The 12,939-nt window shown below is 72.7% G+C and carries 11 protein-coding genes; 4 read left to right on the top strand and 7 right to left on the bottom strand.

The annotated features are described in order from the left end of the window. Window positions 1-168 precede the first annotated feature (168 nt). Together recX and recA are read right to left on the bottom strand one after the other, a co-directional pair. On the bottom strand, window positions 169-933 hold the full coding sequence (gene recX, locus ACFYZQ_RS18855; RefSeq protein ID WP_389148566.1) for a recombination regulator RecX: 765 nt from the start codon (window positions 931-933) through the stop codon (window positions 169-171). A 3-nt stretch (window positions 934-936) separates the two neighbouring features. After that, on the bottom strand, window positions 937-2,064 hold the full coding sequence (gene recA / locus ACFYZQ_RS18850; RefSeq protein ID WP_389148563.1) for a recombinase RecA: 1,128 nt from the start codon (window positions 2,062-2,064) through the stop codon (window positions 937-939). Window positions 2,065-2,315: 251 nt separating this feature from the next. Between recA and ACFYZQ_RS18845 the strand changes: the two genes are divergently transcribed. Continuing rightward, entirely contained in the window at window positions 2,316-2,516 is a 201-nt protein-coding gene (locus tag ACFYZQ_RS18845) for a type II toxin-antitoxin system VapB family antitoxin (RefSeq protein ID WP_389148561.1), read from the top strand. A 94-nt stretch (window positions 2,517-2,610) separates the two neighbouring features. After that, entirely contained in the window at window positions 2,611-3,354 is a 744-nt protein-coding gene (locus ACFYZQ_RS18840; protein WP_389148558.1) for a hypothetical protein, read from the top strand. On the opposite strand, the gene ACFYZQ_RS18835 is transcribed toward ACFYZQ_RS18840, so the two are convergent. Both ACFYZQ_RS18835 and ACFYZQ_RS18830 read right to left on the bottom strand, forming a co-directional pair. Further along, window positions 3,344-4,678 (bottom strand): AI-2E family transporter, encoded by a 1,335-nt coding sequence (locus ACFYZQ_RS18835; protein WP_389148555.1) that lies wholly within the window; start codon window positions 4,676-4,678, stop codon window positions 3,344-3,346. The genes ACFYZQ_RS18840 and ACFYZQ_RS18835 overlap by 11 nt on opposite strands. A gap of 60 nt (window positions 4,679-4,738) precedes the next feature. Beyond that, a complete protein-coding gene (locus tag ACFYZQ_RS18830) occupies window positions 4,739-4,933 on the bottom strand; it encodes a DUF3046 domain-containing protein (RefSeq protein ID WP_388799767.1) in 195 nt (64 codons plus the stop codon). An 80-nt stretch (window positions 4,934-5,013) separates the two neighbouring features. Between ACFYZQ_RS18830 and ACFYZQ_RS18825 the strand changes: the two genes are divergently transcribed. Continuing rightward, window positions 5,014-5,958, top strand: a complete 945-nt coding sequence (locus tag ACFYZQ_RS18825) for a hypothetical protein (RefSeq protein WP_389148553.1) — start codon at window positions 5,014-5,016, stop codon at window positions 5,956-5,958. 12 nt (window positions 5,959-5,970) lie between these two features. Here ACFYZQ_RS18825 and ACFYZQ_RS18820 read toward each other — a convergent pair whose 3' ends face one another. From ACFYZQ_RS18820 to ACFYZQ_RS18810, 3 genes are read right to left on the bottom strand one after another with little or no spacing between them, the layout of a single operon-like run. After that, on the bottom strand, window positions 5,971-6,279 hold the full coding sequence (locus tag ACFYZQ_RS18820) for an AzlD domain-containing protein (RefSeq protein WP_389148550.1): 309 nt from the start codon (window positions 6,277-6,279) through the stop codon (window positions 5,971-5,973). Then, window positions 6,276-6,959 carry an AzlC family ABC transporter permease gene (locus ACFYZQ_RS18815; RefSeq protein WP_389148547.1) on the bottom strand — a complete coding sequence of 228 codons (684 nt, stop codon included), beginning with the start codon at window positions 6,957-6,959 and terminating at the stop codon, window positions 6,276-6,278. Before ACFYZQ_RS18815 ends, ACFYZQ_RS18820 begins: the two co-directional genes overlap by 4 nt. Further along, window positions 6,896-7,885 carry an AraC family transcriptional regulator gene (locus tag ACFYZQ_RS18810; RefSeq protein WP_389148545.1) on the bottom strand — a complete coding sequence of 330 codons (990 nt, stop codon included), beginning with the start codon at window positions 7,883-7,885 and terminating at the stop codon, window positions 6,896-6,898. The genes ACFYZQ_RS18815 and ACFYZQ_RS18810 overlap by 64 nt, the downstream gene beginning before the upstream one ends. Window positions 7,886-8,000: 115 nt before the next feature. Here ACFYZQ_RS18810 and ACFYZQ_RS18805 point away from each other — a divergent pair, with 115 nt between their 5' ends. Beyond that, window positions 8,001-12,923: a DEAD/DEAH box helicase gene (locus ACFYZQ_RS18805; protein ID WP_389148542.1), complete on the top strand. Its 4,923-nt coding sequence runs from the start codon at window positions 8,001-8,003 to the stop codon at window positions 12,921-12,923. Window positions 12,924-12,939 lie beyond the last annotated feature (16 nt).

The following is a 12,939-nucleotide window of genomic DNA, read 5'->3' as shown; positions in this document are numbered from 1 at the left end:
CGGTCGTCGACGCACCGGTGACCGCGCACTGCGGTGCTCCGGCGTCTTTGAAGGGGGCTAACCCCACTCCCGTGCCGGGACATCGGGCCGTCTCGACGGGATCGGCGACGGCCCGCGCTGCGCGAGGAGGTACCACGCGGGTGTACGCCGCCGTCCGCCGAATGCCGCTCAGTAGCTCTCGCCCTCGAGGAACTCCGTGTCCTCGCCCTCCTCCTGCAAGGCCTGCCGGACCACTCTGAGGGCCATGCCTTCGGGGTATCCCTTGCGGGCGAGCATGCCGGCGAGGCGGCGGATGCGCTTGTCCCGGTCGAGGCCGCGGGTGGCACGCAGCTTTCGCGCGACGAGTTCGCGGGCCGTCGCCTCCTCCTGCTCGGAGTCGAGCTGTGCGACCGCGTCGTCGATCAGGGCCGAGTCGACGCCCTTGGTCCTCAGCTCCCGGGCGAGCGCGCGCCGTGCCAGCCCCCGGCCGTGGTGCCGGGACTCCACCCAGGCGTCCGCGAACGCCCCGTCGTCGATCAGCCCGACCTCCTCGAACCGCGACAGCACCTCCTCCGCCACGTCCTCGGGGATCTCCCGCTTGCGCAGGGCGTCCGCGAGCTGCTTGCGGGTGCGCGGGGTCCCGGTGAGCAGGCGCAGGCAGATCGCCCGTGCCCGCTCGACCGGGTCCCCTGAAGACTCCCCCCGCTCGGCCCTCGACGAGGAAGGGGCGTCTTCGTCTTCCCGGGGTGCCGACGACTCGCCGAAGCCACGCCGACGGCGCCCACGACCCCCACGGGACCCGGCACCGCGCGGGCCGTCGTCCTCGTGGGCCAGGTCGTCCGCATACCCGCCGTCACCGTCCGGGGCTGCGCCCGTGTCGCCCCTGGTGCCCCTCCCCCGTGGGGCACCAGGGGCGGCGTACTCGTACTCGGCCCAGTCGGTTCGTCGTGTCACAGGTCAGCTCTTGGCGGCGGCGGCCTTGGGCTTGGTGGCCTTGGTGGCCGCCGGGGCGGGCACCGTCTTGGCGGCGTCGTCCGTGGCGGCACCGGCCGCGGCGTCCGTGCCCGGCTCGGCGGCGGGTTCCTCCGGCCGCACGCCCACGCCCAGCTTCTCCTTGATCTTCTTCTCGATCTCGTTGGCCAGGTCGGGGTTGTCCTTCAGGAAGTTGCGCGCGTTCTCCTTGCCCTGGCCGAGCTGGTCGCCCTCGTAGGTGTACCAGGCGCCTGCCTTGCGGACGAAGCCGTGCTCCACGCCCATGTCGATCAGGCCGCCCTCGCGGCTGATGCCCTGGCCGTAGAGGATGTCGAACTCCGCCTGCTTGAAGGGCGGCGCGACCTTGTTCTTGACGACCTTGCAGCGGGTGCGGTTGCCGACCGCCTCCGTGCCGTCCTTCAGGGTCTCGATACGGCGGATGTCGATGCGCACCGAGGCGTAGAACTTCAGCGCCCGGCCACCGGTCGTGGTCTCCGGGGAGCCGAACATCACGCCGATCTTCTCGCGGAGCTGGTTGATGAAGATCGCCGTGGTCTTGGACTGGTTGAGCGCGCTGGTGATCTTCCGCAGGGCCTGGCTCATCAGCCGGGCCTGCAGACCGACGTGGCTGTCACCCATCTCGCCCTCGATCTCCGCGCGCGGGACGAGCGCGGCGACCGAGTCGATGACGATGAGGTCGAGGGCGCCGGAGCGGACCAGCATGTCCACGATCTCCAGGGCCTGCTCGCCGTTGTCCGGCTGGGAGAGGATCAGGTTGTCGATGTCGACGCCGAGCTTCTTCGCGTACTCGGGGTCGAGGGCGTGCTCCGCGTCCACGAAGGCGACCTGGCCGCCGGCCTTCTGCGCGTTCGCCACCGCGTGGAGGGTCAGGGTGGTCTTACCGGAGGACTCCGGACCGTAGATCTCCACCACACGGCCGCGCGGCAGGCCACCGACGCCGAGGGCGACGTCGAGCGCGGTCGACCCGGTCGGGATGACCTCGATGGGCTCCTTCGACCGCTCGCCCATGCGCATGACCGCGCCCTTGCCGAATTGCCGTTCAATCTGTGCGAGCGCGGCGTCGAGCGCCTTCTCGCGGTCGGTTCCTGCCATGGGTTCCACCCGGTTTGCTTGAGTCGATCGCTTCACGTCAAAGACGCTAACGCCTGCCACTGACAATGCGCCCCGACGCCGGTCCGGCCTGTGGATAACAAGGGGACACCCCATCCCTTAACGGGACGAAATCCCCAACCTGGAGCCTCGCCTGAGCCTTCATAAGAATGGATGTTCGATTTTCGTGTCAAGCGCTCCACGCGGCTGCGCAGACCTCTACCGTCTGTACGAGGCGACAGAAGGAGAGAGCCATGGCCAAGATCAACATCAGTCTCGATGCCGAACTGGTCGTGGAGGTGATGGTCCTGGCGGGGGTCGGGTCCCCCCAGGACGCCGTCGAACTGGTCGTTCGTGACTACATCGCCCGTGGCCACCGGACGGAGGCACGCACCGAACTCAGGGACCAGGGGCTGCGCGAGGCCGAGGTGAAGCCGCAGGAGCCGCAGGGCTGACCGCTCGGCAACCCGCCGTCTGCTCCGCAGGGCGTACGAGGGGTGCCTCCGGCCGGACGACGACCGTGTGCGGTGCTCCCGGGAGCCTTGGGCCATGAAGAATCCCCGTCCAGCCGAGCGTCTGTGGCATGCGACCGGTGTGCTCCTCGTCCTCTCCGGTCTCGCGCACCTGGTGGTGTTCGCGGTCGACGGCGGGCCCTGGGACGGACCGGTCTCCTGGCGCAAGCCCGTCACCTTCGGGCTGTCCTTCGGGGTGACGCTGATCGCGGTCACCTGGGTCACGTCGTACCTGCGCGTCGATCCGCGGCTGCGTACCGTCCTGCTCACCGTGTTCGCCGCCGACTGCGTGGTGGAGGTCGGCGGCATCACCCTTCAGGCATGGCGCCGGGTGCCCTCGCACATGAACATGGAAACGCCCTTCGACACGGCGGTGTCGATGACGCTCGCGGTCGGCGGCGCGGTCCTGGTGGCACTGCTCACGGTCTTCGCCGTCGTGTCCTTCCGGCACCGGCCGGACGGCCCCGCCGGCATGGCGCTCGCGGTGCGGTCCGGGTTCGCCATCCTGCTCGTGGCGCTGGCCTCGGGCGCCGCGATGATCGCTCGCGGTGTGGTGCTCACCCGGACCGGCCACCAGGAGGCGGCCTACCACTCGACGGCCCCGCTCAAGCCGCTGCACGGGGTGAGTCTGCACGCCGTCCTGGTGCTGCCGGCGCTGGCCTGGCTGCTGTCCCGCACCTCCTGGAGCGAGCGGGTCCGGCGGCGGATCGTGACTGCGGCGGTGGGCTGCTACGCGGCGGCCGTGGCAGGTGCGGGGGTGTGGGCGGTCCTCACGTATTGAGCGACGAGCCGCCGCCTTCCCCGGCGCCCCTCGTCCCCGGCTCCCCCGTCTCCGGATCCGCCGTCCCCGGATCCCGCTCTTCCGTCCCCGCTTGCCGCGACCACAGCCGCCGCGCACGAGTGAGCGGGCCCGGCCCGCCCGATCCCCGTCTGCGATGCCCGTGGACCCGGGGATCGTCCGTGACCGCGTACCGCTTCACGTACGCGCCCAGGAAGGCCTGGAGCGTGGCGACGGCGGGGATGGCGATCAGCGCGCCGACGGCACCGAGCAGCGCGGTGCCCGCGATGACCGAGCCGAAGGCCACCGCCGGGTGGATGTCGACGGTCTTCGAGGTCAGCTTCGGCTGCAGCATGTAGTTCTCGAACTGCTGGTAGATCACGACGAACACCAGCACCCACACCGCGTACCAGGGGGCCACGGTGAACGCGATCAGCATGGGCAGCGCGCCCGCCAGGTAGGTGCCGATGGTGGGGATGAACTGGGAGACCAGGCCCACCCAGACGCCCAGCACGGGCGCGTACGGCACGCCCAGGGCCTGGAGCAGGATGTAGTGCGCGATCCCCGAGATGAGCGCCATCAGGCCTCGCGAGTACAGATAGCCGCCGGTCTTGTCGACGGCTATCTCCCAGGCGCGCAGCACCTCGGTCTGGCGGGCGGGCGGCAGTACGGAGCAGATCGCCCGGCGCAGTCGCGGACCGTCGGCGGCAAAATAGAACGAGAAGAGGGTGACCGTCAGCAACTGGAACAGGCCGCCGAGCACCTGGGCGGACACGTCGAGCACCCCGGCGGCACTGTTCTGCGCGTACTTGCGCAGCCAGTCGGAGTGCAGCAGGCCCTCCTGGACGTCGACCCGCCTGAGCTTGGTGTGGAACGTCTGGTTGACCCAGTGGATGACCGAGTCGAGGTATTGCGGGAACCCCTCGACCATCTTGATGATCTGACCCGCGAGCATCGAGCCGAGCAGGGTGACGAACCCCGCGGTCAGGATCATCAGACCGAGGAAGACCAGGAAGGTGGCCAGCCCCCGGCGCATGCCGCGGGCGGCCATCCGGCTCACCGCGGGCTCTATGGCGAGGGCCAGGAAGAACGCGATGAGGATGTTGATCAACAGGCCGGTCAGCTGGTGGAAGGCCCAGCTGCCCAGCTGGAAGGCGGCGACCAGGGCCAGAGCGAGCACCATGGCGCGCGGCAGCCAGCGCGGCATGCGGGCGCCCACCCCGGCGGCGCCCTCGGCCGGGGACCGGGGGCCGGGGGTCGTCATACCGGACGGGGGTGCCTGGGGTGCCTGCTGGGCGGTCTGCCCTGTGTCGTCAGTGGGTGCCACGGTGCAAGTCTCGCCCACGGCGCCGACAACCCGGCACCCCCCTGCGATCTTCGTGACGGATCAGCGCTTCTCCCCCGGAACGTTCATGACGGAGCAGACCACGCGCCACACGTCCTTGGCCTCCCAGCCCTCCGCCAGCGCCTCGTGCACGGTGCGTCCACCGAGCTCCGACATCACGTGGTCGCGCGCGAAGGTGTCGGCGTACCCCGCACCGAAGTACTCCGCCATCCGCTCCCAGAAGACCGTCAACCGCATGACTCCAGTATCCCGCCCCTGGGGGTGGGCCCTGACCGGGACCACTCGCCGAGACCGCTTTCCGCCCTACGGTCTGACGCATGCCCGAAACAGGAGCTTCCCCACTCCCTCCCACGCCCTCGGCGCGCTCCCCGCTCTTCCGTGCCGAACACTTCGTCTGGCTCACCGCGCGCGTGCTCGAACAGCATCTCTTCGCGTACCACTTCCTGAACGGCGGCGCCGATCCGGTGGAGACGGCACTGGACGCGTACCGCAACGACGACGGCGGGTACGGCCACGCACTGGAACCCGACCTGCGCGGACCGGTCAGCCAGCCTCTGCACACCGGCCACGCCCTGCGCGTCCTGGACGCCATCGGGCGGTGCGGCGGGCAGCGGGTGGAGCGTGTGTGCCGCTATCTGACCTCCGTCTCCACCGCGGACGGCGCCCTGCCCGCCGTCCACCCCGGCCAGCGCGGCTATCCGGCGGCCCCGTTCATCCCGATCGTCGACGACCCGCCCAGCGAGCTGCTGGCCACCGGGCCGGTGGTGGGCCTGCTGCACCGCAACGCGGTCTGGCACGCCTGGCTGTTCCGGGCCACCGACTTCTGCTGGCAGGCCGTGGAGTCCCTGGAGAAGTCCCACCCGTACGAGATCGAGGCCGCCGTGGCCTTCCTGGACTCGGCACCCGACCGTGAGCGCGCGGCGGCGGCCGCCGACCGCCTCGGCCGTCTGGTGCGCGAGCAGCGGCTCGCCGCGCTCGACCCGGAGCACCTCGGGGCGTACCCGGTCGCGCCCGGCTACGCCCCGGGCGAGCACCACTTCCCGCACGACTTCGCCCGGACCCCGCACTCCCTCGCGCGCGCGTGGTTCACCGACGACGAGATGGCCCGGTCCCTGGACTTCCTCGCCGCCGCCCAGCAGGACGACGGCGGCTGGCCCGTCCGGTGGCGCCAGTGGGCACCGGGCATCGCCCTGGAGGCCCGCCCGATGGTGACGATCGACGCCCTGCGGACCCTGAGGGCTTACGGCCGTTACGTCGGCTGATCCGCGTGCCTGTCACCCGCCCACGGCCCGCACACCGGCCGTCACCACCACGGCGGCCGCGACGATCACCAGGAAGGGGGCCCTCAGCAGCAGCGCCACGGCGGCCGCCGCCAGCCCCGCGGCCCGGGCGTCCAGCACGAGCGTCCGCCCGTCCGCGAAGGTCTGCTGGGCCGTGAGGGCGGCCAGGAGGGCGACGGGCAGCAGCGCGGCGAGCCGCCTCACCACTGGCCGCTCGAGGGTGCCCGCGGGCACGAGGAGCCCCGCCAGCTTGACGGCATAGCAGCCGAGGGCGGTGGCAGCGATCGCCATCCAGGTGGTCAACGGTGTCCTCCCGGTACGTCGTCGTGGGTACGTCCCCTGCGGTGGCCCTGGGCCCACAGGACGGCAGGTGCGGCGAGCGCGGCCACCAGTACGGGCGCACCGGCGGGCAGGACGGGCAGCAGACCGAGCCCCAGCAGCACCGCCAGGGTGGCGACCGCCCGCTCGGTGGTGCTCCGCACCATGGGGGCGAGCAGCGCCAGGAAGACCGCGGGTCCTGCCGCATCCAGGCCCCAGGCGTCGGTGTCCCCGATGGCCTTGGCGCCCAGCGCGCCGAGCAGCGTGGTGAGGTTCCACAGCAGGTAGAGACTGAGCCCGGTGACGGCAAACCCGAGGCGGGCGCCGCGCCGCGTCGGCTGTGCCAGCGACACCGCCGTCGTCTCGTCGATCACCCACTGGGCGGCGAACGGCCGCACCGCGCGCGGGAGGGCCAGCACCTGCGACAGCCGCAGCCCGTAGAAGGCGTTGCGCACCCCGAGGAAGAAGGCGCCCGCGGCGGCCGTCAGCGGATTGCCACCGGCCGCGAGCGCCCCGACCAGGGCGAACTGGGAAGCACCGGTGAACACCAGGAGGCTGAGCGCACACGTCTGCAGCAGTCCGAGCCCGCTGCCGGCCGAGGTCACCCCGAAGGCGAACCCGGACAGTCCGACGGCGACTCCGACCCCGAGGGCGTCCCGGACCACGGCGAGGTCCGGTTTCGCCCCGCCGTCGACACCCCTGTCCGAGAGAGCTGTCTGTTCATCCACACGTCCGACGGTACGAGCGGCGGCGGTGAAGGGTCTTGTACGTTCTTGCGCTCCCGCTGGTACGCCCCCGGCGGCACCCCGACGATCCGGGCGAAGTGGCGGTTGAGGTGCGGTTGGTCGGTGAACCCGACGACGAGAGCGGCCTCGGCGGGCGTCGTCCCCTCGTCGAGGAGGCGCCGCGCCCGGCGCACCCGGGCGTCGGTCAGCCAGGCGTGCGGCGGCATGCCGTAGACATCGCGGAACGCCCGTAGGAGGGCGAAGGGGCTGGTGCTTAGCTCGGTGGCCAGCCGCTCCAGGGTCGGCGGATCGGCCATCCGCTCCTCCAGCACGGCACGCGCGCGTGCCGCGATCCGGGACCCCGCCGTCCGCACCTCGCGGCGTGGCACCGGCCCGCCGTTCAACCGCAGCAGCCGCGTCACCGCGACCCGCAGCAGTGTGTCGGCGGCCAGCGCGTTGCCCTCCTCGGCCGCGCGCAGCACCTGGTGCACCAGGCGAACGGTGTACGGATCGTCCAGCACCGGGCTGACGAAACCGGGTGTGCCCCGGATCGCCGTCGTCTCGGCAGCGATCCCCGCGACCACTTCGGGTGCCGGGTAGACCGCCCCGTAGCGCCACCCCTCCGGGACGCCCGCCCGCCCCGTGTGCGGCGTGTCCGGATTGACCAGGGCGAGCGCCCCGGCGCCGGCGTACTGGTCGGCACCGCGGTGATGGAAGACCTCGACGCCGTCGGCGATGGCCGCGATCACGAAGTTCTCGTGGGTGTGCCGTACGAAGTTCTTGCGGATGTAGCGCGCCCACAGCAGATCGACTCCGGGCAGCTCCGGATACCGCCAGTGCCGCGCCAGCTCTTCCGATCCCGCCATCCACCCATTCTCCGGCATGCCTCCGTGCCTCGGGCGGGTACCGCCGGGCGGGGCCGATGCCGGGGTATCCGCCCAGGTCAGGGCGATTGTCAGAGGCGGGGTGCAGGATGGACGCATGGTCAGCTCCGCACATCGGGCCCTCGACGGCTTCTCCCCCGCGACCCGCGGCTGGTTCACGGGGGCCTTCTCCGCGCCCACCGCGGCCCAGGCGGGGGCGTGGCAGGCCATCGGGGAGGGCTCGGACGTGCTGGTGGTCGCGCCGACGGGCTCCGGCAAGACACTGGCCGCGTTCCTCGCCGCCCTTGACCAGCTCGCTTCGACGCCTCCCCCGGCCGACCCCAGGAAGCGCTGCCGCGTGTTGTACGTGTCTCCGCTGAAGGCCCTCGCGGTCGACGTGGAGCGCAACCTGCGCAGCCCCCTGACCGGTATCCGCCAGGAATCGGTGCGTCTGGGCCTGCCCGAGCCCGAGGTCAAGGTCGGCATCCGCTCCGGCGACACCCCGGCCGCCGAGCGCCGCGCCCTGTCCACGCGTCCGCCGGACATCCTGATCACCACCCCGGAGTCCCTGTTCCTGATGCTGACGTCGGCCACGCGGGACGCGCTGACCGGCGTGGAGACGGTGATCCTGGACGAGGTGCACGCGGTCGCGGGCACCAAGCGCGGCGCGCATCTCGCGCTCTCCCTGGAGCGTCTGGACGAGCTGTTGCCAAGGCCTGCCCGCCGCATCGGCCTGTCCGCGACAGTCCGCCCGGTGGACGAGGTGGCCCGCTATCTCTCGCCCCGCCGCAAGGTGGAGATCGTCCAGCCGGAGTCCGGCAAGGAGTTCGACCTCTCCGTCGTCGTCCCGGTCGAGGACCTGGGCGAGCTGGGCGGCTCCCCGGTCGCCGACGGCAGCGAGGGCGCGGAGCGGCCGTCCATCTGGCCGCACGTCGAGGAGCGAATCACCGACCTGGTGCAGGCCCACCGCTCCACGATCGTGTTCGCCAACTCCCGCCGGCTCGCGGAGCGCCTGTGCAACCGGCTCAACGAGATCGCGTACGAGCGGGCGACCGGTGAGCCGTTGGACGAGCACCACTCGCCGGCCGAGCTCATGGGCGGCTCCGGCGCGGCCCACGGCGCACCCCCGGTCATCGCGCGTGCCCACCACGGCTCGGTGTCCAAGGAACAGCGGGCCCTCGTCGAGGAGGACCTCAAGGCCGGCCGGCTCCCGGCCGTGGTCGCCACCTCCAGTCTGGAGCTGGGCATCGACATGGGCGCCGTCGATCTCGTCGTCCAGGTCGAGTCCCCGCCCTCGGTGGCCTCCGGCCTCCAGCGCGTCGGCCGCGCGGGACACCAGGTGGGCGCGGTCTCCACCGGCGTCGTCTTCCCCAAGTACCGTGGCGACCTGGTCCAGGCCGCCGTGGTGACCGAGCGGATGCGCTCCGGGTCCATCGAGTCCCTGAGGGTGCCCGCCAACCCCCTGGACGTCCTCGCGCAGCAACTGGTCGCTATGACGGCGCTGGACAGCTGGCAGTTCGACGACCTGCTGGCCATGGTCCGCCGCGCCGCCCCCTTCGCATCGCTCCCCGAGTCGGCGTTCACGGCCGTCCTGGACATGCTCGCGGGCCGCTACCCCTCCGACGCCTTCGCCGAACTGCGCCCGCGCGTGGTGTGGGACCGGGTGACGGGCACGGTCACCGGCCGGCCGGGCGCCCAGCGCCTCGCCGTCACCTCCGGAGGCACGATCCCCGACCGCGGGCTCTTCGGCGTCTTCCTCGCCGGGGCCGACCCCAAGAAGGGCGGCGGCCGGGTCGGTGAACTCGACGAGGAGATGGTCTACGAGTCCCGGGTCGGCGACGTCTTCACGCTCGGCACGAGCTCCTGGCGCATCGAGGACATCACACGCGACCGCGTCCTTGTCTCCCCCGCGCCGGGCGTGCCCGGCAGGCTGCCCTTCTGGAAGGGCGACCAGCTGGGCCGCCCGCTGGAACTGGGCCGCGCGGTGGGCGCGTTCCTGCGCGAGGTCGGCACGCTGCCGAAGGACGACGCGCGGCTCCGGCTCCTTTCGGCCGGCCTCGACGCATGGGCGGCGGACAACGTCCTGTCGTACCTGGACGAGCAGCGTGAGGCCTGCGGTCACGTCCCGGACGACCGCACGATCGTCGTGGAGCGCTTCCGCGACGAGCTCGGCGACTGGCGCGTGGTCGTCCACTCCCCCTTCGGCGCCCAGGTGCACGCACCCTGGGCACTGGCGCTCGGCGCCCGCCTGTCCGAGCGGTACGGCATGGACGCCCAGGTCATGCACGCCGACGACGGCATCGTGCTGCGCCTGCCGGACGCCGACCTCATGGGCCTGGACCTGCTCGACCAGGAGCCGGCGAAGACCGGCGCCTCCCCGGGCACGGAGTACGACGCCGAGCAGGCCCCCGTGGGCGCGGCGGACGTGGCCTTCGACAAGGGCGAGGTCGACCAGATCGTCACCGACCAGGTCGGCGGCTCGGCGCTGTTCGCGTCCCGCTTCCGCGAGTGCGCCGCCCGCGCCCTGCTGCTGCCCCGCCGCAACCCCGGAAAGCGCACGCCCCTGTGGCAGCAGCGTCAGCGCGCCGCACAGCTGCTGCAGGTCGCCAGTGAGTTCGGCTCGTTCCCGATCGTCCTGGAGGCGGTCCGCGAGTGCCTCCAGGACGTCTTCGACGTCCCCGGACTCGTCGAGCTGATGGGTGACATCGAGTCCCGCAGGGTCCGCCTGGTCGAGGTCACCACACCGGAACCGTCCCCCTTCGCCCGCTCCCTCCTCTTCGGGTACGTCGCCCAGTTCCTGTACGAGGGCGACTCGCCCCTCGCCGAGCGCCGCGCCGCCGCGCTGTCGCTGGACTCGCGGCTGCTGGCCGAGCTGCTGGGCCAGGCGGAGCTGCGCGAGCTGCTCGACGCGGAGGTGCTGACCGAGCTGGAGCGGGAGCTGCAGTGGCTCACCGAGGACCGCCGCGTCAAGGACGTGGAAGGCGTCGCGGACATACTGAGGGTGCTCGGGCCGCTCACCGACGCCGAGTTGGCCGAGCGGGGCGCCGAGCCGCACTGGGCACGGGAGCTGGCCGGTGCCCGCCGGGCCATCCGGGTCCGCGTCGCCGGCGCCGACCACTGGGCTGCGATCGAGGACGCGGGCCGCTTGCGCGACGCCCTCGGCACGGCGCTGCCGGTCGGCGTCCCCGAGGCCTTCACCGAACCGGTCAAGGACCCCCTCGGCGATCTGCTGGCCCGCTACGCCCGCACCCACGGTCCGTTCACGTCGGCCACGGCGGCGGCCCGCTTCGGTCTGGGCGTGGCGGTCACGGAGGGCGCGCTGCAGCGCCTGGCCGGGAACGGCCGTGTCGTCCAGGGCGAGTTCCATCCCGCGGGCATCGGCCAGGAGTGGTGCGACGCTGCCGTGCTGCGCCGTCTGCGCCGCCGGTCCCTGGCCGCCCTGCGGCACGAACTGGAGCCGGTCCCGCCGGCCGCGCTGGCGCAGTTCCTGCCGCAGTGGCAGCACATCGGCAAGGGCCATGGCCTGCGTGGCGTCGACGGACTGGTGCGCGCCGTGGAGCAGTTGCAGGGCGCGTCCGTACCGGCCTCCGCCCTGGAGAAACTGGTCCTGCCGTCCCGCGTGGCGAACTACACCCCGTCGATGCTCGACGAGCTGACCGCCGCCGGCGAGGTGGTGTGGGCGGGCGCGGGCGCGCTGCCCGGCAAGGACGGCTGGGTGTCCCTGTACCTGGCCGACGCGGCCCCGCTGCTGCTGCCGCCACCCCACCCGTTGGAGCTGACCGCCCTGCACCAGTCCGTGCTGGACGCCTTGTCGGGGGGCTACGGCCTGTTCTTCCGTCAGATCGCCGACCAGGTCCGCGCCACCACCCACCCCGAGGTCACCGACCCGCAACTGGCCGACGCGGTCTGGGACCTGGCGTGGTCCGGGCGGCTCACCAACGACACTCTCGCCCCGATGCGCTCACTGCTGGGCTCCGGCCGTACCGCGGGCGCGACCGCGCACCGGGCGAAGCGTGCCGTCCCGCGCGGGCGCTACGGCTCGCTGACGGCCGCCGCCCGCCCCGCTTCCCGCAGCGGGCCGCCGACCGTCGCGGGCCGCTGGTCGCTGCTCCCCGAGCGGGAGCCTGACCAGACCGTGCGCGCCCACGCCCTGGCCCGCGCCCTCCTCGACCGGCACGGCGTGGTCACCCGGGGCGCGGTCGCCGCGGAGGGCGTCGAGGGCGGCTTCTCGGCCGTGTACCGGATCCTGTCCGCCTTCGAGGAGAGCGGTCAGGCACGGCGCGGCTACGTGGTGGAGGGACTCGGCGCCGCGCAGTTCGCGATGGACGGAGCGGTGGACCGTCTGCGAGCGGTGTCCAACGCGCGCGACCGCGGTGACACCCTGCCCTCGGCGGACTTCGGAGCGGCCGACCAGACGTCCCCGAACCCGTTCGACCAGGGCGAGAGCGAGCACGGCACAGCCGGCTTCACCGACGACTTCGACTGGCCGGCCGATCACCGCACCGCACCCGGTGACTACGTCTCCCCCCGGGACATCGCCGCCGACTTCTCCTCGCCCGGCTACGGAGGCCCCCGCGGCGGCCCTGCCGTACCTTCCGCCTCCCCGTACGGCTACGGCACGCCCCGTGCCCGTACCGCTCCCGCCCCCGACTCCCGCGCGGTCGTCCTGGCCGCCGCCGATCCGGCGAACGCCTACGGCGCGGCCCTGTCCTGGCCCGAGCCGCCGGCCGGAGCGGGGCACAAGCCGGGCCGCAAGGCGGGCTCCCTGGTGGTGCTCGTCGACGGTGAGCTGACGCTGTACATGGAGCGCGGCGGCAAGACGTTGCTGGCCTGGCCGTGCGCACCGGACACGGAGGCGGCCGACGACCCACGCCTGCGCGCGGCCGCGGACGCCCTGGCGGCGGCCGCCCGCGCGGGCACCCTCGGCACGGTCACGGTGGAGCGCGTCAACGGCGCCTCGGCCCTCACCTCCTCCATAGGCGCGCTCCTGGAAGGGGCCGGATTCATCGCCACACCGCGCGGCCTGAGGCTCAGAGCGTGATCCGCACGGCAACCGC

The sequence above is a fragment of the Streptomyces sp. NPDC001843 genome (assembly GCF_042891955.1).
Lineage (GTDB): Bacteria > Actinomycetota > Actinomycetes > Streptomycetales > Streptomycetaceae > Streptomyces.
This window is presented reverse-complemented; position numbering and strand designations above follow the sequence as displayed.

Bases quoted from the DNA above. Each gene is read 5' to 3' on its own strand.
- recA (WP_389148563.1), bottom strand. From the start codon at position 2,064: ATGGCAGGAACCGACCGCGAGAAGGCGCTCGACGCCGCGCTCGCACAG.
- ACFYZQ_RS18845 (WP_389148561.1), top strand. From the start codon at position 2,316: ATGGCCAAGATCAACATCAGTCTCGATGCCGAACTGGTCGTGGAGGTG.
- ACFYZQ_RS18840 (WP_389148558.1), top strand. From the start codon at position 2,611: ATGAAGAATCCCCGTCCAGCCGAGCGTCTGTGGCATGCGACCGGTGTG.
- ACFYZQ_RS18830 (WP_388799767.1), bottom strand. From the start codon at position 4,933: ATGCGGTTGACGGTCTTCTGGGAGCGGATGGCGGAGTACTTCGGTGCG.
- ACFYZQ_RS18825 (WP_389148553.1), top strand. From the start codon at position 5,014: ATGCCCGAAACAGGAGCTTCCCCACTCCCTCCCACGCCCTCGGCGCGC.
- ACFYZQ_RS18810 (WP_389148545.1), bottom strand. From the start codon at position 7,885: ATGGCGGGATCGGAAGAGCTGGCGCGGCACTGGCGGTATCCGGAGCTG.
- ACFYZQ_RS18805 (WP_389148542.1), top strand. From the start codon at position 8,001: ATGGTCAGCTCCGCACATCGGGCCCTCGACGGCTTCTCCCCCGCGACC.